This is a genomic window from Pseudoalteromonas maricaloris (genome assembly GCF_024746855.1).
Lineage (GTDB): Bacteria > Pseudomonadota > Gammaproteobacteria > Enterobacterales > Alteromonadaceae > Pseudoalteromonas > Pseudoalteromonas maricaloris.
Genome location: NZ_CP024625.1, coordinates 73,190 through 95,799 on the forward strand (window position 1 = coordinate 73,190; position 22,610 = coordinate 95,799).

Annotated in this window: 21 protein-coding genes; 9 read left to right on the plus strand and 12 right to left on the minus strand. The window is 45.4% G+C overall.

From position 1 onward, the window contains the following. Positions 1-2: 2 nt before the first annotated feature. Positions 3-872 (minus strand): dTDP-4-dehydrorhamnose reductase family protein, encoded by an 870-nt coding sequence (locus CTT31_RS00370; protein ID WP_260491747.1) that lies wholly within the window; start codon positions 870-872, stop codon positions 3-5. Between the two features lie 114 nt (positions 873-986). Between CTT31_RS00370 and CTT31_RS00375 the strand changes: the two genes are divergently transcribed. After that, entirely contained in the window at positions 987-2,327 is a 1,341-nt protein-coding gene (locus tag CTT31_RS00375; protein ID WP_260491748.1) for a hypothetical protein, read from the plus strand. Positions 2,328-2,356: 29 nt separating this feature from the next. Here CTT31_RS00375 and CTT31_RS00380 read toward each other — a convergent pair whose 3' ends face one another. The 7 genes from CTT31_RS00380 to lptM all read right to left on the minus strand — a co-directional run bounded on the left by CTT31_RS00380 (position 2,357) and on the right by lptM (position 8,588). Further along, the gene (locus tag CTT31_RS00380) at positions 2,357-3,868 is read right to left on the minus strand and encodes a peptide MFS transporter (RefSeq protein WP_260491749.1); all 1,512 of its coding nucleotides are present in this window, start codon (positions 3,866-3,868) and stop codon (positions 2,357-2,359) included. An 84-nt stretch (positions 3,869-3,952) separates the two neighbouring features. Then, a complete protein-coding gene (locus CTT31_RS00385; RefSeq protein ID WP_260491750.1) occupies positions 3,953-4,654 on the minus strand; it encodes an HAD-IA family hydrolase in 702 nt (233 codons plus the stop codon). A 2-nt stretch (positions 4,655-4,656) separates the two neighbouring features. Further along, complete coding sequence (locus CTT31_RS00390) at positions 4,657-5,580, minus strand: tyrosine recombinase XerC (RefSeq protein WP_039491009.1); 924 nt, start codon at positions 5,578-5,580, stop codon at positions 4,657-4,659. Further along, positions 5,577-6,203, minus strand: a complete 627-nt coding sequence (locus tag CTT31_RS00395; protein ID WP_130163258.1) for a DUF484 family protein — start codon at positions 6,201-6,203, stop codon at positions 5,577-5,579. The genes CTT31_RS00390 and CTT31_RS00395 overlap by 4 nt, the downstream gene beginning before the upstream one ends. Beyond that, positions 6,200-7,030 (minus strand): diaminopimelate epimerase, encoded by an 831-nt coding sequence (gene dapF, locus CTT31_RS00400; protein ID WP_039491011.1) that lies wholly within the window; start codon positions 7,028-7,030, stop codon positions 6,200-6,202. The genes CTT31_RS00395 and dapF overlap by 4 nt, the downstream gene beginning before the upstream one ends. A gap of 126 nt (positions 7,031-7,156) precedes the next feature. Next, positions 7,157-8,410, minus strand: coding sequence for a diaminopimelate decarboxylase (gene lysA / locus CTT31_RS00405; RefSeq protein WP_102055833.1), 1,254 nt, complete (start codon positions 8,408-8,410; stop codon positions 7,157-7,159). 1 nt (position 8,411) lies between these two features. Further along, on the minus strand, positions 8,412-8,588 hold the full coding sequence (lptM, locus tag CTT31_RS00410) for an LPS translocon maturation chaperone LptM (RefSeq protein ID WP_010604229.1): 177 nt from the start codon (positions 8,586-8,588) through the stop codon (positions 8,412-8,414). A 155-nt stretch (positions 8,589-8,743) separates the two neighbouring features. Between lptM and cyaY the strand changes: the two genes are divergently transcribed. The 7 genes from cyaY to add all read left to right on the plus strand — a co-directional run bounded on the left by cyaY (position 8,744) and on the right by add (position 15,789). Next, the gene (gene cyaY / locus CTT31_RS00415) at positions 8,744-9,064 is read left to right on the plus strand and encodes an iron donor protein CyaY (protein ID WP_010378141.1); all 321 of its coding nucleotides are present in this window, start codon (positions 8,744-8,746) and stop codon (positions 9,062-9,064) included. Further along, a complete protein-coding gene (locus tag CTT31_RS00420) occupies positions 9,064-9,720 on the plus strand; it encodes an alpha/beta hydrolase (protein WP_010604231.1) in 657 nt (218 codons plus the stop codon). The genes cyaY and CTT31_RS00420 overlap by 1 nt, the downstream gene beginning before the upstream one ends. A gap of 45 nt (positions 9,721-9,765) precedes the next feature. Beyond that, positions 9,766-10,701, plus strand: a complete 936-nt coding sequence (locus CTT31_RS00425) for a DUF2914 domain-containing protein (protein ID WP_260491751.1) — start codon at positions 9,766-9,768, stop codon at positions 10,699-10,701. A gap of 103 nt (positions 10,702-10,804) precedes the next feature. Then, positions 10,805-11,743, plus strand: coding sequence for a hydroxymethylbilane synthase (gene hemC, locus CTT31_RS00430; RefSeq protein WP_211858970.1), 939 nt, complete (start codon positions 10,805-10,807; stop codon positions 11,741-11,743). Beyond that, entirely contained in the window at positions 11,744-13,561 is a 1,818-nt protein-coding gene (locus CTT31_RS00435) for a uroporphyrinogen-III synthase (RefSeq protein ID WP_260491752.1), read from the plus strand. Beyond that, the gene (locus CTT31_RS00440; RefSeq protein ID WP_260491753.1) at positions 13,558-14,661 is read left to right on the plus strand and encodes a heme biosynthesis HemY N-terminal domain-containing protein; all 1,104 of its coding nucleotides are present in this window, start codon (positions 13,558-13,560) and stop codon (positions 14,659-14,661) included. Before CTT31_RS00435 ends, CTT31_RS00440 begins: the two co-directional genes overlap by 4 nt. Before the next feature lie 132 nt (positions 14,662-14,793). Then, on the plus strand, positions 14,794-15,789 hold the full coding sequence (gene add / locus CTT31_RS00445; RefSeq protein ID WP_260491754.1) for an adenosine deaminase: 996 nt from the start codon (positions 14,794-14,796) through the stop codon (positions 15,787-15,789). 20 nt (positions 15,790-15,809) lie between these two features. Here add and CTT31_RS00450 read toward each other — a convergent pair whose 3' ends face one another. The 3 genes from CTT31_RS00450 to ubiD form a co-directional block, all read right to left on the minus strand. Beyond that, entirely contained in the window at positions 15,810-16,220 is a 411-nt protein-coding gene (locus CTT31_RS00450; RefSeq protein WP_370649630.1) for a CBS domain-containing protein, read from the minus strand. A gap of 351 nt (positions 16,221-16,571) precedes the next feature. Next, complete coding sequence (gene fre / locus CTT31_RS00455; protein WP_260491755.1) at positions 16,572-17,285, minus strand: NAD(P)H-flavin reductase; 714 nt, start codon at positions 17,283-17,285, stop codon at positions 16,572-16,574. Between the two features lie 77 nt (positions 17,286-17,362). Continuing rightward, complete coding sequence (gene ubiD, locus CTT31_RS00460) at positions 17,363-18,835, minus strand: 4-hydroxy-3-polyprenylbenzoate decarboxylase (RefSeq protein WP_010378157.1); 1,473 nt, start codon at positions 18,833-18,835, stop codon at positions 17,363-17,365. A gap of 255 nt (positions 18,836-19,090) precedes the next feature. Here ubiD and CTT31_RS00465 point away from each other — a divergent pair, with 255 nt between their 5' ends. Further along, on the plus strand, positions 19,091-21,763 hold the full coding sequence (locus CTT31_RS00465) for a sensor domain-containing protein (RefSeq protein ID WP_260491756.1): 2,673 nt from the start codon (positions 19,091-19,093) through the stop codon (positions 21,761-21,763). On the opposite strand, the gene CTT31_RS00470 is transcribed toward CTT31_RS00465, so the two are convergent. Then, a complete protein-coding gene (locus CTT31_RS00470) occupies positions 21,760-22,530 on the minus strand; it encodes a tetratricopeptide repeat protein (protein ID WP_211858975.1) in 771 nt (256 codons plus the stop codon). The two genes, CTT31_RS00465 and CTT31_RS00470, sit on opposite strands and share 4 nt — an antisense overlap. Between the last annotated feature and the right edge of the window lie 80 nt (positions 22,531-22,610).

The window sequence follows — 22,610 nt, forward strand, 5'->3', positions numbered from 1 at the left end:
AGTTATCTGTGTTTTGTGAGCACTTCACTCACCGCAGTTGCAAAATCGCGGTGGTGGGCGATCCCCATGTTAATCAATCTAGTGTCTTTTAGAGCGCAATTTTGTGGCCTTGTGGCATCGTCACTCGGTTGGCTCAGCGGCATGAGATCCTGGGTCGGTAGCCGCAAAGCCTGCGCCATGACCTGCGCCATTTCATACTTAGTGAATGCTTGATTGCCACTGATATGAATAATCCCACCAAGGCTAGGCTGTGCGATAACATCTTTGAGCGTTAGTGCAATATCATTAACATGGGTGGGGTAGCGAATGGCCCAATTATCGTGACTTGAAGCGGGGTTGGCTAACAGCTGTTTTGCAATAATGGTTACCGCAGATTCTTCCAGCGTTTTTACCTCGCCGTATAATACAGGCACTCGTACTATGGTATGTGATGCGCTGTCTGCGAGGATCGCGCGCTCCGCAGCTTGCTTGGTTTGGCCGTAGAAGTTCACAGGATTAGTGATATCTGTTTCAACATAAGGTGCTGAGGTGCCGTCAAACACATAGTCAGTACTAATAAAGAAAAATCGAATATCTCTTTCGCGGCAGGCTTGGGCTAAGAACTCGGTTGCCGCAACATTGAGCGCAAGCGTCGCCGCTTGGTCTCGCTCACATTGTTCTGGCCTGCGCTCTGCTGCTGCGTGAATAAGTATCTCTGGCCCGTGATTATCTAAGAAATCTAAAACCGAACTGTGGTCAGCCAAGTCAAGTTTGTGAAGTGGCGCGGCTGCTCGGCTAAAGCCACATCCTAAAATCTCGTGGGTACTACTTAGCTCTTGGCAAAGTGCGCGGCCAAGCAAGCCCGTTGCACCAGTGATCATGACTTTAGACATAGATAACAGCATCCTTTTTTAAAGAGTCAGTACAGTAGCAAAGTCGGAAGAAAAACTACAGATTTGTATCGGATTACGCTAAGGTTGAGATAAGGCTAAAAAAGGGACAATAAAATGAAAAAAAATATTTTGCTAGCTGGTTTGTTTGCGGTGAGTGTGCAAGTGAGTGCGACCCAAATATTTGCGAAAAATAGTGATTGTGTCATTGATGAAAGTAAAGCGCCCATTGAAATATACAAGCAAAGCTCAAAGTCAATGCGTTTGTTGGGGGGACAAGAGGCGAGTAATGGTGAGTTATCGGATGTTGTCACAGCGCTGTTTGACGATGTTAGATTGTCACTATTTGACGCGTTATCTGAAGAAGCTAAAGCGTTTGAGAAAGGTATAATTATTAAAAATGCTTCATTCAAAAGAACGGCTGATGGGTGGTCGAAAAGAGCTGTTGTATCCGGGAAAGTTGTAGCTCAGCCCGTTTTATCTTGTCATTATACTGAAGTACTTACAGCAAAAAACACTGAGCTGATATCTGGTGCTGTTTTTTCATCCAAACCAACGACCCATTCAATTACTTATAACACAACGATTGATCCGAACAAAAGTCGACTCAAGCCAAAGCTAACAGAGGTACTTGATACTTCTGTTACTACGGACCAAGTATTTGGTATTAAGCTCGGAGACTCTTTTTCACAAGCGGAAGAAAAAATAGGCCGTTTTACGATGCAATGGCCTATTAATGCTTATCAAAAGTTTGCATTTATTGGTCGCAATAACGCGTTTTTATTTGAACATGATAAGCTCGTCGGGTACCAATATGCATTCAATCTTCTTCCTATCAGTCTTGCAAATCTAATTGATATTTATGATGTTGATCTTGCGACACCACTAAGTCACCAGCAAACTCAAATTGCAAACCGTGACTTGGATGAGATGACAGTTTCTGCACTTAAGGAAAAGTTTCCTGACATTAAGTTTTTTGTCGAGGGAAGATATACTACCGATCCGAAGACCAAACTATCTGCCCTAACCATAGGCAAAACAGAGATTGCGAAACCAATTGCTCCTGCATGCTGGAGTGGTCAAGAAGACATCAAAGCTTTTATTACAAAGCATCAGGGCGGCTTAATGCAATGGCGTGGCATAGATAAACAAACGCTATTTTACACCGGGTGTAATCAGTTAATTGAACAAAGCCAATTTGGCCGAGTGATAGGAATTAAGCTGCTAGAGAGTTGGTCGTTAAGCAATGCTAATTTATCTGGATTGAGCGTGATATCGAATGTACTTACTCCTTGGCAATTCTATGGGGTAAATTATCTTGACCCTGAAAGTCGCGCATCTCAAATAGGCTCGATTGAAAATCTATATGGCATGATAGAAGTAGTAAACTCTGATTGGGTTGGCCACTTCAAATCTTATGACGGCCAGCTTGTTTCTGCTGAGTTTGAGAAGATGTAGAAGCCATCACTCCTACATCTTCAATTCATTTAAGCCGTTTGCTCTGTGAGCGGCTTTTCAGATTGCTTTTCCCAATGCTTGGTTTTTAGACCAAGTACACCGACAAATACACCAATACCGATAGTAAATAGCGCAATTTGTAGGTATAGATTTGGTAAGTCTTCGATATTATTAGGATCAAAGCTACCAGCGAGCAGACCCGAGAAGATATTACCAATGGAGTAGGTGAGTACGAAAACCCCCATCATTTGCCCAGCAAAACGTTTGGGAGATAACTTACTTACTGCGCTCAACGCCACTGGGCTTAAACAAAGTTCACCCACGGTGTGCAGAAAGTAAGTGGTGATCAACCACATTGGTGCTACTTGTAGGCCTTGAGCTGCATATTGGGAAGCGAAAAACATCACAATAAATCCGCTCGCCATGATGATAAGGCCAATCGCACATTTCACGCTATAGGTTGGCGTGATCATGCGCTTAGCTAAGTTAATCCAAAGCGCAGCAAAGAAAGGGGATAACACGATAATGAAAAAAGCGTTGGCCGATTGGAACCAAGCGGTTGGAATACTAAAACTGCCGATTAATCTGTCGGTGTAATCGCGGGCAAATAGATTAAGCGATGAGCCTGCTTGTTCAAAACCAGACCAAAAACAAGTGGACGCAACGCAAACCAAAAAGAGTGCCCACATCCGGCGCTTTTCATCGGCATCAAGATTACCGCCAAAGTAGATATAACCGTAATACAAAAAGAAAGTGACAGTAAAAGCTATCGCGACATATTTTGCGAGCTCTACGGGGTTTATCACAAAAACACCTGCAAACGCCGCTGCCGTTATTGCTGCAACAGCCGCAATGACTAAAACAATCGCACCCCAAGCTTTAGTACTTTGACTCCCCGTCATTGGGTTAGTTGGCGCATTGCCAACGGTAGCGATGTGTTTGTCTGTTAGGCGATAATTGACTAAACCGATTGCCATGCCCACCGCGGCTGCACCAAAGGCCCAATGCCAACCAACGTTTTCCATAAAGTAGCCACATACCGCATAGCCGATCACAGACCCTAGGTTGATCCCCATATAGTAAATCGCGTAACCACTATCGCGGCGGTTATCTTCATCGTTATAAAGCTGGCCAACCATAGCGCTAATATTGGGTTTTAATAAACCAGTGCCACTGGCAACAAAGATAAGGCCAACAAAAAAGGAAAATTGACTTGGGATGGCAAGAATGATGTGGCCGCACATGATGATAATGCCGCCGTACCAAACCGCACGTTGGCCACCCAATAAACGGTCTGCTATCCAACCTCCCGGTAGACCTAAGAAATAAACCGAGCCAGTATAGAGGCCATATATTGCGGCAGCGGAGGCAACGGTGAAGCCAAGGCCTTCTTGCTGTAAGGTGGCCGTCATGAAAAGTACTAACATGGCACGCATGCCATAATAACTCATTCGTTCCCACATCTCGGTGAGAAACAAAGTCTGTAGGCCTTTTGGATGACCAAAAAAGCCTGTATCACTTGTTGTGTCCTGTGATGACATATTTCACTTCCATTATTATCGTTTTTTGGAAGTCAATATTAGTACGTTATTCAAGCACCGAATGCAACCGCATGAAAGGAAACATTACATCATCTTTTTTAACATTTGTATGTCATCGATTTCCACATTAGCCAATCCTTTGTACTGGTATGGCGCAAATTGATTGCGAAGCCAAACACTAGGGCAGCCGGCACGGTGTGCTCCTTGCACATCGGTATCTAAGCTATCGCCAACATGCAGAAGTTGATGTGGTGCAAGGTTAAAATGCTGGCAGGCAAGCTGGTAAAGCTCAGGGTGAGGTTTGGCGCGGCCATCAATTCCGGCGCGAAGCACTAAATCAAAACTATCGCGAAGATTAAATTTATCTATCTCGACATTACCATTAGTGATAGCAATGATGTGATATTGACTGCGTAACTGAGCAAGCAGGCTGATGACGGCGTCGCTGACCGTGATATTACTGCGGGCATCGGCAAAGGCTTGGTAGGCACGTAGTGCGTGCTGTTTACTTGTTGCGGTATCAAAGCCCAGTGCCGTGAAGCCCCATTCAAGTGCCACTTGACGCCACTTTGTCACATCTTCTGCAAGCGCACTGTTTTGTTTGAGTGTTTCGTTTCGACATTGAGACCAGAATGATCCCCCTTTCGCTTGCCACCCGGGAATAGTATTCAGGTGCGCTGTCATGGCGTTAACAGCCGCAATGATAACAGGCCTGTTATCGTATAGCGTATCGTCTAAATCAAAACTGATGGCGGCAATGTCTGAAATGGGCTTATTGAATCGCATTGTTACTCGTCTTTTTGCTTTTTCGCTCTTGGGTGAGCGCTATCATACACTTTTGCCAAATGTTGAAAATCTAAATGGGTGTAGACCTGAGTGGCTGATAAGCTGGCATGTCCAAGCATCTCTTGTACCGCGCGCAAGTCACCGCTGGATTCTAGCATGTGGCTGGCGAACGAGTGCCTCAGTTTATGGGGATGAATAGGTGTACTAACCCCTTGTTTCAGACCCCATTCTTTCATTCTTGCGCGGACATGGCGAGGACTGATCCGGCGCTTTAATTTGCTCACAAAAAGCGCAGGTTCTTCCAACGTTGCAAATTGCGGCCTTATTTTGAGCCAATCAGCTAGTGCGTTTAGCGCTTTACCGCCGACAGGCACAACGCGCTCCTTACCGCCTTTACCAAGCACGCGTATTTCACCGTCTTTGACATCCAATAGGTTTGCGCCAACCAACTCGCTTAATCGCAAACCACTAGAGTACATTAATTCCATCATGGCTTTATCACGAATGGCAAGCGCATCATCTGCCTGAATTTCCAGAAGTTGCCCCATTTGGTCAACATCAAGGTTCTTTGGGAGTGGCTTTTGAAACTTAGGCCCTCGGATCCCTTGTGCGGGATTGACGACAGCCTGTTGTGATTGTGACTTGAGCTTGAGAAATTTATATAAGCTCCGAATACAACTGAGCTTAAGGTTGATAGTTCTTGGGCTGTAATTTTGACCGCGAAGCTTCATGCTGTAGCGGCGAATTTGCTCGCCACTGACTTCTAGCCAAGAAGAGGCGTGGTCACAAAAATACTGCGCTGCTTGAATAAGCTGAGTGTTGTATTGGGTTAGTGTATGTTCTGAGTAGTGCTTTTCGTGGCGCAAGTGTGCCATAAAGGCGGTTACTGGTTGCGTCCAATCTTCCGATAGTGGTGTTAGGCTCATGCCAGCGCTTCGAGCTTAAGCGATAATGTTTGAATAAAAGCCGTGATCAACATATTGTCGTGTTGTGGCGAAAAGTGTTCTGGTGAGCGGCTGGCAAAGGCCAGAATAAAGCGACCTTTGTCTGACGCATCAACGCGGTAAAGTGCTACCGATCCTACTTCAATATCGGCAAACAAGAGTTCAGCTTGTGACGGACTGAGTCGTCCTAAGTAGCAGTTGTTACTGCTCAGTTTAGCTGACACTAGTTCCAAAAGCGTATCATCGATGTTGATGAGTTTACATGCTTGGATGTCCGGGTGGTCCTCAAAGCGCTGTGCTAACGTATGATTGATTGCACTCAACTCAGTACAACGCATGATAGCCAATTGGCATTCACTCAATTGCTTGAAAACCAGCTCGTTGGCTTTTGCATAATGGACCATATCTTTGATCTGCTGCTGTAGCGAGTTGACTTCGTCGCGGAGCATCCGCTGTTGGTGCAAAGCAAGGTTTGGGAGCCCTTGCTGCTGGTGGTGTAGCTGCAAATCCAATAGCACATAAGGGTGCCTGAGCAAAAAATCAGGATGCTTGCGCAGGTACTCAATGACTAATTGTTCAGTTGAATTTGCTTCTTTTATGGTCATATTGCGATTTGCCCATCAAAAACATGCTCCGCCGGTCCGGTCATTTTCACTACTTGACCTTGACCGCCCCAACGCACTTGAAGACTGCCACCTGGTAGGTCGACCCTAACGGTTTCTTCTAACTTGCCTTGCATTATGCCTGCAACTACGGCAGCACATGCTCCTGTGCCACAGGCAAGCGTTTCGCCAGCGCCGCGCTCCCAAACACGTAGCTTAACGTATTCACGAGAAACTACTTCCATAAAGCCAATATTGGCCTTTTGTGGGAAACGTTCATGGTGTTCAAGGAGTGGCCCAAGTGTAGCTACCTCAGCGGTTTCTACACTATCGACAATAATCACGCCATGAGGATTGCCCATAGAAACCGCGCTACAAAACACCGTATGTTCGTCGGCTCTTAAAATATAGGTGTTTTCTTGTTTGTTTGCACGAAACGGAATGGCTTGTGGGTTAAAGTTCGGTTTGCCCATATTCACGGTAACTTGGCCGTCTTTTTCGGTATACAGGGTGATATTGCCGCCCTTTGTTGAGACACAAACCTTGTGTTTGTTCGTTAAGCCCTTCATGCGGACAAAGCGAGCAAAACAGCGAGCACCGTTACCACATTGCTCAACTTCGTTACCATCGGCATTGAAAATACGATAATGAAAATCTAAGTCCGGGGAATAAGGCGCTTCAACCATCAACAGCTGATCAAAGCCAATTCCAAAGTGGCGATCTGCTAACTTCTTAATTTGGTCTCGAGACAAAAACACATTTTGGGTGACATTATCTATCACCACAAAGTCGTTGCCTAAACCATGCATTTTTGAAAAGTTTATAAACATAGAGTGGTTATCTTTTGGTATAAAACCATGGCCTCACTTTGCTAATACTTTGCCATGGATACCTCGACTAGGGAAGCGGCTTGGCATTAAGCCTTGCTTTGCATCCCTAGGACGTATCCAAGTCGATTATTGTGGCAGTAGTTGCTCAAATTGCCACAGAGATTCTAACGGCTCTCTTTGGCGGATTAGATGGTGTTGATTGTTATCAACCATGACCTCTGCACAGCGGGGGCGTGAGTTGTAATTTGAACTCATGGTAAAGCCATACGCGCCTGCACTGCGCTGTACTAATAAGTCACCAGCCTTTATTTTAAGTACTCGGTCTTTACCTAGAAAGTCACCCGTTTCACATACTGGACCAACCACGTCGTAATTTATCGCGTCAACGTCGTCTCGCGGTGTGACTGGTACGATATTTTGCCAAGCCTGATAAAGCGATGGTCGTAACATGTCGTTCATGCCAGCATCAACAATTGCAAAATGCTTATGCTCGGTTGGCTTAATAAATTCGACTTTAGTCACCAGCACACCGGCATTGGCAGCAATCGCTCGACCAGGCTCAAAAATGAGTTCTAGATCATTGAACTGCGCCAATCGCGCTTTAATCTCTGCAGCGTAAGCACTCGGATGCGGCGGCTTTTCACCGTCATAAGGCACGCCAAGACCGCCACCGATATCGAGGTGATGCAAGTAAATTCCCGCTTTTTCAAGTTGAGAGATTAGAGCCAGCACTTTATCTAACGCCGCTAAAAATGGATTAACCTCAACCAACTGAGAGCCGATATGAAAGTCGATCCCAACCACTTTTAAACCCGGTAGGGCATAAGCGAGCTGGTAAACATCAAATGCGGCTTTGATATCAATACCAAATTTGTTCTCTTTTAACCCGGTTGAAATATAGGGGTGAGTTTTTGCATCGATATCTGGGTTTACACGCAATGAAATTGGCGCAATTTTATCCAGTCTGGTTGCCACTTCACTGATACGGTGAAGCTCTGCAATCGACTCAACATTAAAGCATTTAATCCCAGTCTCAAGCGCAAACGCAATTTCATCTTCCGTTTTCGCAACACCAGAAAAAACGACTTTTTGAGGATCTCCCCCTGCTTTTAGCACTCGCGCAAGTTCACCTTTCGACACGATATCAAAACCAGAACCAAGCTGAGCCAAGACGTTCAGCACGGCGATATTTGAATTCGCCTTTACTGCGTAGCACACTAAGTGGGGATGACCGGCTGCGGCATCCGTAAAAGCGTGATAATGCCGCGCTAAAGTCTTCTTCGAGTAGATATAGCAAGGAGTGCCATATTGCTCGGCGATTGTGGTTATGGCGACATCTTCAGCGAATAGTTCGCCATCTTGATAATTGAAATAATCCATTTTAACGCTCCTGTTGCTCTGCTTCAGGCTGGTTTGCTTGTGCTGCTTTCGGTTGGTTTGATTTTTTAGCCTGTTGTTCAGGCAAATAAAGCGGACCGCTTTGACCGCAACCCGATAATCCGATTAAAGTAGTAAAAACAAGTGCCGTTACGCTAAATTTATAAGGTGTCGCTTTCATTAGATAATTCGTGTCAGTGCCTTTATAATCGCAGAGTAACAGAATTGATAAAAAAAGCAGCTTTTCGCTATTGAAATTTCGTCTTCATCAAATTGCTCAAATAGCGAGTTAAGCTTAGGCACCATGCCGCAGTGCGTCAGTAAGAGGAAATCACGATGACAGAAAGTGAATATCATGAGTTAGCCGATGCGCTAATGTTGACTATTGAAGAGCAGATCGATGATTGTGACGCTGATTTAGATTACGAATCAGCATCGGGAATTCTAGAGATTATTTTCCCTGACAAGAGCAAAATTGTTATTAACAAACAAGCACCATTGCACCAAGTCTGGGTGGCGACTAAGTTTAATGGTCATCACTTTGAGTTGCGTGGCGATCAGTGGATTGATAATCGCTCCGGTGCTGAGTTTTGGCAGTTTATGAGCGACGCGGCGACTAAACAGGCAAATATCGCAATAGAGTGGCAGCACGATTAATGTTGGAGTTTGTAGATTATCCTGCCAAAGGACAACATAAAGCGAGTATTATTTGGCTTCATGGTTTAGGTGATTCAGGTAACGGCTTTTTACCCATTGCCTCTGAGTTAAACCTGCCTGACGAATTGGGTGCACACTTTATTTTTCCACATGCACCAGAGCAGCCGGTCACTATAAATGGTGGTATGGTGATGCGTGCATGGTATGACATTAAATCATTTGATCTGGATAAAAGAGCGGATGAGCAAGGTGTGCGAGACTCTTCAGCTCAGGTTGAAGCGTTAATTCAGGCACAGTTAGATAAAGGTATTCCAGCTAACCGTATTATCCTAGCTGGATTTTCTCAAGGGGGCGTGATTGCGCTCCATCTTGCACCGCGTTTAACTGTTAAATTGGCTGGTGTCATGGCACTATCAACTTATATGTGTGTGCCTGAAAAGCTCAGCGCAGAAGCACAGCAAAGCGAGCTTACTATTTTTATGGCGCATGGCAGTGCTGATCCTGTCGTGCCGATGTTTGCAGGTGAGCACGCATTTAACACGTTACAACAGCAAGGCTATGAAGTGAGCTGGCAAGACTACCCAATGGAGCATCAGGTATGTCTTGAAGAGTTAAAAGCCATTCGCGCTTGGTTAATTACGAGACTGAGCGATTAATATTAAGTGGTATAAGGTACTGGTGACAGATACAGGAGCAAAGCAATGTCACAAAAGATTGTCATAAAAACGTCGGTGAGTAAGCAACCCTCAGAGCCCTCAGCGGTGACCTATCAATGGCACTGGAAACGCATTTTTATGGCAACGGCAGCATTTGCTGGCATTGCAACCGCGGGGGTTTACGGTGTTGTGGATAACGTCAACGCAGATGAAGATGATGTCCAAGTGGCAGTACCTATACATGCTACCATTGCGCAAACCGATACATCACTGAATGACTCTCCTGCACCAGTAGACTCTAATGTGGATCGTGACGGCGAGCAGCCAAGTGCGGATACCTCACCCGATAGCGTGTTAACGACGCCCGAACTCACCCCTGCTGGTGCCGCGACGACCTCAATAGAGGTCGCTCAAGTTATTGCGTTAGACCAAGTGCAACAGCACACTTCTGAAGAAACAGAAACAGAAACAGAAACAGAAACAGAAACAGAAACAGAAACAGAAACAGAAACAGAAACAGAAACAGAAACAGAAACAGAAACAGAAACAGAAACAGAAACAGAAACAAGGGCTGAAGCTAAAAATCAATTTGATGCTGAAGCGCGCATAGCCAGTGTCGCGCTAGGGGCAAAAATAGACACGCAATTTATCAGCCGCGCTGTACTCACTACTATGATTGATGACCGCGAACCAACGAACGTGTTGAAAGACGTGATTGCGACCACTCAGTTTAGTGACAAGCTTTACTTTTTCACTGAAGTACACGCGCTTAAAGATCAAGTGGTGTCGCACCTGTGGTTCCATCAAGACGAGCTGATGGCAGAAGTGGAGCTGCCGATCCAAGCCGCGCGCTATCGTACTTATTCAAGTAAGAACGTCATGCCGAGTCAAACCGGAGATTGGCGTGTTGAGGTGGTGACGCAGTCTGGACAACTGCTTGCCCAAAAGACGTTCCGCATTGTGGATAACAGTCAGCAATAATCTTACTCGCAGCATTGTGTATGGCAGCACGTGACTGACTGCCGTCACCACATAGTTAACTCTTTGCAGCGGCAATAACGCTGCAATAAATGAAAGGCAAATCATGACAGAACAAGTTTCCATATTACGTATTGCAACGCGCAAAAGTGCTTTGGCGCTATGGCAAGCCGAATTTGTGAAGGCAGAGCTTGAAAAACACCATTCGAATCTAAAAGTAGAGCTCGTACCGATGTCGACGAAAGGCGACAAGATCTTAGATACGCCACTGGCAAAAATTGGCGGGAAAGGGTTGTTCGTCAAAGAACTTGAGCAGGCCATGTTAGAAGGGCGCGCAGATATTGCAGTACATTCAATGAAAGATGTACCTGTTGATTTCCCAGAAGGGCTCGAGCTGCATACTATTTGCGAACGCGAAGACCCAAGAGACGCGTTTGTGTCTAATACTTATACCTCACTTGCAGAGTTGCCTGAGGGCGCTGTGGTTGGCACTTCAAGCCTGCGTCGCCAATGTCAAATTCGAGCGGCTCGTCCGGACTTAATCATTAAAGACTTACGCGGTAATGTGAATACTCGCCTAGCCAAGCTAGATGCAGGTGAGTTTGATGCCATTATTTTGGCCGCAGCGGGACTTATCCGTTTAGAAATGGTGGATAGAATCGCAAGTTATATTGAACCTGAAGATTCATTACCGGCCAATGGTCAAGGCGCTGTCGGTATCGAATGTCGTAGCGATGATGCTCAAACTAAAGCATTCCTTGCACCACTGGAACACACTGATACACGTATTCGTGTACTTGCCGAGCGTGCAATGAACCGCCGTTTGGAAGGGGGATGTCAGGTTCCAATCGGTGCTTATGCAGAAGTCTCGGGCGATCAGGTGCACTTGCGCGGCTTAGTAGGTGCTGTCGATGGCAGCGAAATCTTGCGCGGCGAATGCTCTGGTACGGTTGCAGAGGCTGAGCAACTTGGAATTCAATTGGCAGAATCCTTACTTGCGCAAGGTGCAGATAAAATTCTTGCTGAGGTTTATAGGGACGCTTAAATGAAAGTTGTGCTAACTCGACCCGTTGGCAAATCAGAACCTTTATCTGAGTTACTGACACAGCAGCAAATTAGCTCAGTGATTTGCCCAGTATTGCAGCTTAATGAAGTGGCGGTGAGTGACACCGCCAAAGCAATGATAAGCGAAGCCGAGTTAGCTATTTTTGTCTCGCCAGATGCGGTGCGATACTTTCACCAATTAGAAGTACCATTAGCCGGACATTGCGCAGCTTTTGCTGTTGGCGAAGGCACGGCCGATGCTATCCAGCAGACCCTAAATATCAAGGCTAAATATCCTAAACAACCTGATTCCGAAGGCTTGCTTGCACTCCCGCAGCTGTCCTCTGTTGAGGGCAAGCGTGTATTGTTGGTCAAAGGGAAAGGCGGGCGTCCCGTCATTGCGCAAACTTTAAAAGCGCGAGGTGCCATCCTTGACAGTCTAGTGGTTTATGAACGCGTTGCCGTAAAAGACAATGCAGATGGCTGGTTAGACCACTGGCGAAGCCAGCAGATTGAAGGTATAGTCATTACCAGTAATAGTGCAGCGGATGCGATTTTTAATACGCAGTCGTCAGCAAGTAAAGATTGGTTGGCTCAGCGCACTTTCTTTGTTGTGAGCCAACGTATTGCTGAGCATGTACAGCAATCCTATAACATCGAACAGTCTCAAATTGTGGTATGTCATGGCCCTGATAATCGTGCCATCGCAGGGAGTATCATCGACTATACCAAGCAGCAAGGGCGCAAAATGACTCAGTCTGAATCGCAAACAAAGAATACAAATACCCCGCAAGCTGCAAAAGCAGCAGAGCAAACCGTAACGCCACATCACGCGAAGGCTGGTGTGAGTAAGGTTGCGCTCCTTGCATTATTAGTGGCGCTGGGTAGTGGTGCTGGTGCTGGCTATGTTTATTTGCAACAGCAACAACAGTTGCAGCAAGCGTTGCTAGCTAACCAAGCGATTAACGCTGAAAATCAGCTATTAAACACGCAGCTGAGTGGTGCTAAGTCGCAACTTCAACGAGTAGAAAATGTGCTTGATTCGCTGCAAGACAATGTCGCAAAGCGATTGGCTGAGCAGCAGCAACATGTGGAAACCCAGTTAACGCAGACGCTTGCCAAGGCGCAGCAGCAAGTAAGCGGTGCAGTGGCCTCTGAGGCATTGTATTTACAGCGCCTTGCTGCATTTAAAGTTGCGGCAGAGCAAGATTATCTTGGCGCAACTGCTATCCTGCAGCGCTTGCAAGAGAGCTTAGAGTCTGAGTCCAACACGGCTGCTGTTAAACAGGCGATTGCTACAGATATTGCGGCTTTGAAGGCCTTGCCTAAGCCACAAACGGAGTCACTTTACTTTGAGCTTCATGGTTTATTGTCTCAAGTTGATACGCTAACGATCAAAACCAAGCAAATTCCGCAAAAGGCAGCGAGTGAAGATGCTGCGCTATCGCAACAGGTTGATGATTGGCAAGCGAACTTAAAGCGCTCTTGGCGGGGATTGGTTGATGACTTTATTACCATACGTCACCATGATGAAATGGTGATAGACCCACTCCTAGATAAAAACGAGCAGCTGCTTATACGCACGCAGCTGCGTGCCTATTTAACCCAAGCACAAACCGCATTAATGGATCAACAAGCGAGCATTTACTTCAGTGCGCTTGATAGTGCAGCCGACACGTTGGCGCGTTATTTTGATACGCAACACGCGCCTGTGAGCGCGATGCAGCAGGCTTTAAACAAGCTGAGCCGCAGTGAAGTTCAGCGCCAAGAGTCGATTGAGCTTGCCACCCCAGCAGCAGTAAAAGGGTGGCTAAAATGATGGCAAAAATCATCACCTTTGCGCTTATCTTTATCGCGCTAGCCGCCAGTCATTTGCTCATTGATGAGAAAGGCTATGTGTTGATCTCCTTCAATCAAACCACGATTGAAGGCAGCATAGTGTCTTTCACTATCTTGTTATTACTCGCCATCACCACTTTAGTGTTGTTGGGTAAGGTAGTGCGTTGGTCGTGGCATCGTCTAGTCAATACGAAAGGTCATTTTTCCAGAAAGCGTAAACTAAAAGCGCAACAAGCATGGAACGAAAGTTTGTGGCTATTTATTAACGGCGAAGTGGAACAAGCCGCAACCTTGTTGACGAAAACGCCGCAGCCGGATGAACGCCAAGACTATGTGCGTGCCATCGCAGCCAAAGCGGCGTTAAAGCAAGGAGATGTTGTCAAAGCGAATACGGAGCTAGAAGCAATATCGGATGACAACCAAGGACAGCTTGCGGCACTATGGCTAGAGGCAAATAATAGTGAACAGGCGTTGGCTTTACTTGATGATAAAATGTCTGCGGCTAAACCAACTTCAGCGGTGCTTAGCGGTTACATTTTAGCTTGCCTACAGGCTAAGCAACCCGAGCTGGCCGCTGCACAAATCGCGAAGTGGCACAAAAAGCTCAACTGGAGTGATACACAGTGGCAGAGTGTGTTCGAGCGCATGTTTGTAATAGCCCCAGAGCAAGCAGACACTTTGTTTAATATGCTAGCTAAGGCAGTAAAAGCGCATGCGATACCAGCTCTTAATAAGGTGAAGCTACAACAGGGACGCATAGCGGAAGTGTTGGGTGAGCTCAAGAAGCTGCTCAAACAAGGTCAATATCGCCAGCTGGCCGACTATCTGCAACACAGCACGCAAAGTAGTAATGAACTCAAGTTAGCACTGCAGCAGCAATTGAAAAAACATCCAGATGACAAGGAGCTGCTGTTCTCCTTGGCTTGCCTTTGCAATGCTGAGGGGGATTATGAGCTTGCTGCGAAGATCTTTGATTCTTTAAGTGCAAACCCTTGGGAGGCGCGCTGGAGTAAGCAAGCTCAGCTCGCCTACGAAAAAATGCATACCTACGAGAAAGCGTATTTAATCGCAAAATCATAACGAAAAGCCTGCGCAGCAATGTGCAGGCTTTTTTGCATTAAAGTTAGCTATACTCAATTCTGACATATGTCCTTGCTATCTCAGTTTAGGTGCGTATGATCCCTAAAATTTTAACTGCAAATCGAGTCTCTTATGATCAATAACACACTCCCACTATTAGATTTACATCGCCACTTAGATGGTAACGTTCGTGCTACAACGATTTTAGAACTTGGCCAGCAGTTTAATATGGATTTACCGGCAACGGATCTCGAAGGTCTACGCCCGCATGTTCAAGTGTTGGACAATGCACCCAATCTAATGGCGTTTCTTGAAAAACTAGATTGGGGTGTAAAGGTACTAGGTGACTACGATGCTTGTCGCCGTATTGCGATTGAAAATGTTGCCGACGCAGTTGCACAAGGTATTGATTACACAGAGCTAAGGTTTAGTCCTTACTACATGGCAAAAACCCATAATCTACACCCGCAGGGCGTTGTTGAAGCCGTAGTCGACGGTGTACAAAGTGCAGTTAAAGGCCAAGACATTAAGGTTAACCTGATCGGGATTATGTCACGCACATTTGGTGTTGAGAAATGCCAATATGAGCTAGACGCGCTACTTGCCTTTAAAGAGCAGTTGGTTGCGATTGACCTCGCGGGTGACGAGCTGGGCTTCCCTGGCGAGCTGTTTATTGAACATTATAAGCAGGTTCGCGATGCTTACCTTGGGGTGACGGTACATGCTGGCGAAGCTGAGGGCACGGTAAGTATCTGGCAAGCCATTAAAGAACTTGGTGCAACACGTATCGGTCACGGAGTTAAAGCAATCCATGACCCAGCTCTGATGGACTATTTACGTGATAATCGTATCGGGATCGAGTCTTGCCTAACCAGTAACATCCAAACAAGCACTGTCGAAAGTTTAACCACGCATCCATTGAAAGCATTTTTAGATCATGGTGTATTGGCAACTATCAATACCGATGACCCTGCGGTTCAAGGTATCGAGTTGGATAACGAGTATAGCCATGCAGCTGCGGCGGCAGGTTTAGATTTGAGTGATATCCATAAAGCGCAGCGCAATGCGGTTGAGATTGCCTTTTTAAGCGAAGCTGATAAAAAAGCGTTGCTTGCAAAGAAAGCGTAGGCTGAAATTGCTGTGTGGGATCACCCCGCACAGCTAAGATAACTCTCTTTTAGCGCCGCAACGACTTGGCTGCGTGTCACAATTCCAATCACTTTGCCTTCATTGAGTACGGGATATACCTTAGGACTATTTTGCTGCATACGTTGTGCAAGGTCGACAACGGTTGTTGCAGCTTCAATGCTGAGGGCAGGCGTAGTCAGTAAGTCTCTCAGCTGTACTTTACCATCACAAAAGTAGCTGGAATTAAGCAAAGGCTTAAGCAGCTGCTGCTCTGAAATAAATCCAACAAGATGACGCTGTGCATCTATCACTGGCGCACCAATTAAATGATGCTTTTGTAGCAAACTAATCGCGTCGGTTAGCTCGGTCTCGGCGGTTAACAGTGGGAAATCGGGTGACATGATGTCACGAACATAGAGTTTACTCATCATACTTCTCGCGGTGTTTGTGTGTAATATGAGAGTAGCGGGTGAGACTGCTTTGGTAAAATGGATTGTTTTGATTGGTTCGTTCTGTTTTTTCAATGTGTGACTAAAGACCTGCCACACATTGGATAAATTGCTATTAAATAACTTGGCTTAAGTTACTTAACCTGAGGTTTGGATAAGAATGTTCCAACTCATTGTTTCTAAAGAACAACTTAGTTTTTTCCTTGTCTAGCCAAAGAGTTTTAGGGAAAACAAGGCGAATTTACGCACCAATAGCTGGCTATTGGAAGTGAATTCAACGCAGTTAGCGCTAAAACTGGCTGCTAGAAAGGCATTAATTATCCGCAGCTCAGGTTACTTAATAAACGCAAAAGCGTCGGCGTACATAAAGTCGCGCTCAGCACCATGATTGATAAAGTCATCACGCACGATGCCAATCATGTCAAAGCGGCCTGCCATATAAATGCTGTACGGCTCTAAAGAAACGATATCTTTCATCACAGCCTGATGAACGAAACCACGATGGCCTTTCCATGCTTCACTGGCATTTTCTACCACAGGAATAAACTGAAAGTGTTTATTTGAGGCGGCCCAAGCTTCCATCTCCGCTTTTGCATATAGCGCAGCTTCTTCTTTTACACCCCAGTAAAATAATACTGGTTGGTCGTAACCTGTTTCAGCCAAGTGATCGGCCATAGATTTGACATAAGAAAATCCAGTACCGCCGGCAAGGAGTACTAGTGGACGCGCTTGATCAATACGGATCTGAGATACGCCAAGACCAACTTCTAATGCAACGGTTTGCTTTGTATCAAAAGCGTTACGTAGGTGATCTAGTGACTGCATGGCATAAGAGTCAGCGCCAGAAGCACCGATATGTAGCTCTAACTGCTCTGTTTTTGAAGGGCTGCTGGCAATCGAGAAAGCACGTTTGTCTTTTTCACCAAGTACCAATTGCAGATACTGGCCGGCTTCGAATTGCACCGCTTCTTCAGGTTTTAATATAACTTTGTGAACAAATTCCGTAAGAGGTGTAATTGAGACAACCTCTGCTGCTAATACTTGCATGTGTTACCTTTATTAAGCACGTGGCTAAAGTCTGTGCACTCTAGCATAGCTGAGTGCACAATGTTAGATGATATATGTCATTTGATGGTGATCCCTAGGGTATCCCAAATTTCGTCAACGCGTTGTTTAACCTCGGGATCCATAACGATAGGCTCGCCCCATTCACGGTCGGTCTCACCCGGCCATTTGTTGGTTGCGTCCATACCCATTTTAGAGCCAAGGCCGGACACAGGGGAAGCAAAATCGAGATAATCGATAGGCGTGCTTTCAACTAAGGTGGTGTCTCTTGCGGGATCCATACGTGTGGTTATCGCCCAGATCACATCATTCCAGTCGCGAGCATTTACATCATCATCGCAAACAATGACAAACTTGGTGTACATAAATTGTCTAAGGAAAGACCATACGCCCATCATCACGCGTTTAGCATGCCCCGGATACTGCTTTTTCATGGTGACGACCGCCATGCGGTATGAGCAGCCTTCTGGTGGAAGGTAAAAATCGACGATTTCCGGAAATTGCTTTTGTAAAATCGGCACGAATACTTCGTTGAGGGCAACACCAAGAATGGCTGGCTCATCAGGTGGGCGGCCAGTATAAGTGCTGTGATAAATTGGATCTTTGCGATGCGTTATATGAGTGACAGTCATTACAGGGAAGTCGTCAACTTCATTGTAATAGCCTGTGTGATCGCCATATGGACCTTCTGGCGCAAGCTCGCCCGGTTGAATATATCCTTCTAAGACGATTTCGGCACTCGCTGGTACTTGCAGTTCGTTAGAAATAGATTTAACGACCTGTGTCTTACTACCACGCAGTAGACCTGCAAATGCATATTCGCTTAGCGTATCGGGAACCGGGGTTACCGCACCTAAAATCGTCGCCGGATCAGCGCCAAGTGCAACCGATACCGGATACGGTTCGCCCGGATGCTCTTTGCACCACTCCTGAAAATCAAGCGCGCCGCCGCGATGTGATAGCCAGCGCATAATAATTTTGTTTTTACCCAATAGCTGCTGACGATAAATCCCTAGGTTCTGACGCTTTTTATAAGGACCTTTGGTTACCGTTAACCCCCATGTAATTAAAGGTGCGGCATCACCAGGCCAGCAATGTTGAATAGGTAGTGTCGTGAGATCGACCTCATCACCGCTCAATACGACTTCTTGGCATGGCGCTTTTTTCACTTCCTTGGCTGGCATATTCAACACTTGTTTGAATACCGGTAGCTGGCCAATGGCTTCTTTAATTCCCTTCGGTGGATCGGGTTCTTTTAAAAAAGCGAGTAACTTGCCGACTTCTCTTAGCTCACTGACATCGCTTTGTCCCATCCCCATTGCAACGCGCTTTGGTGTGCCAAATAGGTTAGCCAGTACCGGAATGTCATAACCTACAGGGTTTTCAAATAGGATAGCGGGTCCACCTGCTCGCAGCGTTCGATCTGCAATTTCAGTCATTTCTAGTTTGGTGGAAATGGGCTGCTTGACGCGAACAAGTTCTCCTTGTTTTTCAAGCTGGGCTATAAAATCTCGTAAGTCTTGGTATTTCATCGGCGCACTATGAGTTGAGTTTGGCCTAGTATATCAACTAGGCATATTTTTCCTAGCTGTACGGATGGGATGGTGAAAAGGTTTAGTGACTCACTTTTGCGTCTACAGTATTTTGAAATAGACTACACTTTCAGAACTTATCGGCTTGTCAGTACGCCGGAGCAAGTGTATAAATTGTTATAAAAAGATGTGTGTGTTGAGTTGTTTTGATATGAAACAAGCAAAAATCGACTTTCGATGTAGCTCACATACCCTTTGCGCTATAGTCGCCGCGGTTGCATAAAACGATATCCTGAGGGGTCTGAGTTTGAAGTTGATGTCAAAATTGCTCGGGGGCTGCTGTTGCTGTTTTGTATTTCAGCACCAGCTAACGAGTTACCATATTATACTTTTTCTAATCATAGCGCGGTGATGTTGATCATCGAGCCCACGTCTGGAAAAATTTTGGATGCCAATAAGGCTGCTGCCGCATTCTATGGTTATAGCGAGGCGGTACTAGAATCAAAAGTCATTCAAGATATCAACTTATTTACCGCCGAGCAGGTTGCCAATGAGCGTCACGCGGCTTTAAATGAAGGCCGTAACTATTTTATCTTCCAACATCAAACTGCAGACGGTAGTGTGAAAACAGTAAGTGTTCACTCGACACCATTTGAAGATAGCGATGGCAAACCTAGGTTACTTTCTATCATTCAAGATATGAGTGAGCAGCGTAAGCTACAGCAAGATCTTTGGCATTACCAAGCCAATCTTGAACAACAGGTCATGCTGCAGACTGAAAAAATCAAGCAAGCCAATATGGTACAGGTCATTTTGTTAACTGCGGTAATTGCTGTGCTTATTCTATCAATGGCGGTATTGATGACCGTTTTGGTCAGGCTGAGGCGCTCCAATCAGCGAGCACAAGACCAAGGTGCGAAACTTAGTGCCATTTTTGATGGTATTAAAGCATATCTGGTGTTTACGGATGAAACTCATCACATTGAAGCCGCTAATGGCTCAGTGTTAAAGGATTTTGATAGTTTAGAATCGTTAAAATCACAATCTATTTATACCTTATTTGATGTGCTTGATAGTGAAAAGCTGCTAACGGAAGGAACGCTTGAGTGCCAACTTGATGCGCGTTTTGGCTATCGCAATGTTCGGGTTTCTTGTGCCCCTGTAGTAAGCGAAACGCAAGCAAAGCTTGGTTTTATCTATGTTATTCAAGATATTACAGAAGAGCTTGAGAACGAAAGAGAACAGCGCTTGGCAAGTACGGTATTTGCGACAACCACTGAAGGCGTGTTGGTCTCCGACAAACATAATCAAATCCAAATGGTAAATCGCGCATTTAGCGAAATTACAGGCTTTGGCATGGATGAAGTGATTGGGGAAACGCCTGCAATCCTGAATTCTGGACGTCACGATGAGCGCTTTTTCAACGCGTTATACGATGACTTAGTTAATAGAGGCCATTGGGAAGGAGAGATTTGGAACAAGCGCAAAAATGGTGAAATTTATCCGAGTTGGCTGCAGGTATCCGCAGTATTTAATGAAGCTCGGGAAATTGATATGTATGTAGCCCTATTCAGCGATATTACCTCGAGAAAACGTAATGAACAGTTGATGTGGCAGCAAGCCAACTTTGATAGTTTGACGGGCCTTGCAAATCGCCATCATTATCACGTTAAATTTGATTTAGCGTTAAAACGAGCAGCTCAGCTAGAAGAGCGCTTTGCTATTTGTTTTATCGATCTTGACCGCTTTAAAGCAGTGAATGACACGCTTGGGCACCATATTGGTGATCTATTACTCAAAGAAGCAGCAAACCGTATTAATGAGTGCGTGCGCAGCTCTGATACCGTTGCAAGGTTAGGTGGGGATGAATTTGCTTTATTGCTACAAGATATAAGTTCTATCAGTGATTTAGAGCTGGTTGCGACGAAGATTTTACGTGCGTTAGCTAACCCTTTTCATTTGGAAGGGCACGAAGCTTATGTATCCGGTAGTATGGGGATCACGCTTTACCCAGATGACGGCACTGATCGAAAAATTTTGCTCCGTAATGCCGACAGTGCAATGTATAAAGCCAAGGAACATGGTCGCGACTGTTTTCAATTCTATACTTCAGCGATGCATCAACATGCCAAAGCGCGTAGTGTGTTAGAAAGTGCTTTGCATAAAGCACTGTCTAATCGAGAATTATCACTGGTGTACCAGCCCATTTTTTCACAGCTTGGCAGCGGCGACCTCGTTGGCTGCGAGGTGTTATTAAGATGGAAAAGTGAGTTGCTTGGCCATGTTTCACCCGATCAGTTTATTCCCGTTTGCGAAGAACTAGGCCTTATCTTACCCATTGGGGAGTGGGTGCTGTATCACGCTTGTTCTCAAGTTAAAGCCTGGCAAGACAACTACGGTAGACCCTTATTTATTGCAGTTAACGTTTCTAGTATTCAGTTTAAACGCCAAGATATGGTCGAGCTAGTAAGAAAAGTACTTAGAGATACCAAACTGGAAGCAAAGTATCTGACATTGGAAATCACAGAGTCGGTACTGGTTGAAAACTCAGACAAAATATTGTCACAGTTAAAAGCATTAAGAGAAATGGGCGTAGAACTGGCAATTGACGACTTTGGTACTGGATATTCGTCGTTGAGTTACCTCAAGCGCTTCCCGCTTTCTAAATTGAAAATTGATAGAACCTTTATTCGTGATTTACCTGAAGATGAAGAAGATAAAGCGCTCGTCAGTGCGATTATCTTGATGGCGCATAAATTGAACTTAAGGGTCATTGCGGAAGGGGTTGAAACCCCTGCACAATGCATGTTTTTAAAGAATTTACTGTGTGATATGACACAAGGCTATTTTCATTCTAAGCCTGTGGCACAACAAGAGTTTGAAGCAAACGTTTTGACTATGCAGTATCACAAGCAAAGTCACAGTTAACAAGGGTGGTCTTGGCATAACTTAGCCAGAGCCATTTGTGCTTTATGATTATCTTGCTCGGCGGCAAGTTTAAGCCAGTGGATCGCTTTTTTAATGTCTTTTGCACCGCCTTCACCATCGCGAAGCATTGTCCCATAGTTATATTGTGCCCACGGGTTGCCGGTTTCAGCCGCCGCGGCAAATCCCGCTTTTGCTTCTTCAAAGTTTCCTTGGCTGTAGGCGTGAATTGCTTCTTGATTCTGTGCTGAAATCTTAGGTCCATTGTATAGCGGCTTCGGCTTTTTAAATCGTTGTCTAACAACGCCGCCAAGCACATGGATCCCGACGGGTCTGTAGACGGAGACTATGGTGTCATCGTCAAGTAAGTCTAATAGGTTATCTTTTTCTAGCGTCAGCCTTTGTGGCTTAAAATAATGATCGGTCATTAGCATGCTGACACGGATATCTCGGGTGATGTTACGCATTGTGCGGTAAGTGTAGGCACTTTCCTTCACTTCAATGCTGTTATCTGTCAGCTCAGTAATTTGTAAGACCTGAAAAGCCGGATCATAAACTTGCCCAGTGTTTTTACCAGCATCAAAAATAATAAGGTCGTCGATTTGTGGGGACGTTAAGTATGTTTGATAACTGGCGACTTGTTGTTGATGTTGGTTATAAAAGTAAAGTGCAATAGTGACCACAATCAGTGTCGACACGGCAACTTTATATTTACTGATAACGTTGAATATTGTGTCGTAAAAGGAAAAAAATACGCTTTTGATTTCCATATTCTATTAGTTAGTTAGGTGTGGGTATGTCTAAGGTAGGCAACTTGAGTGTAGGGGACAAGTGTACTTGTCCCCATAAG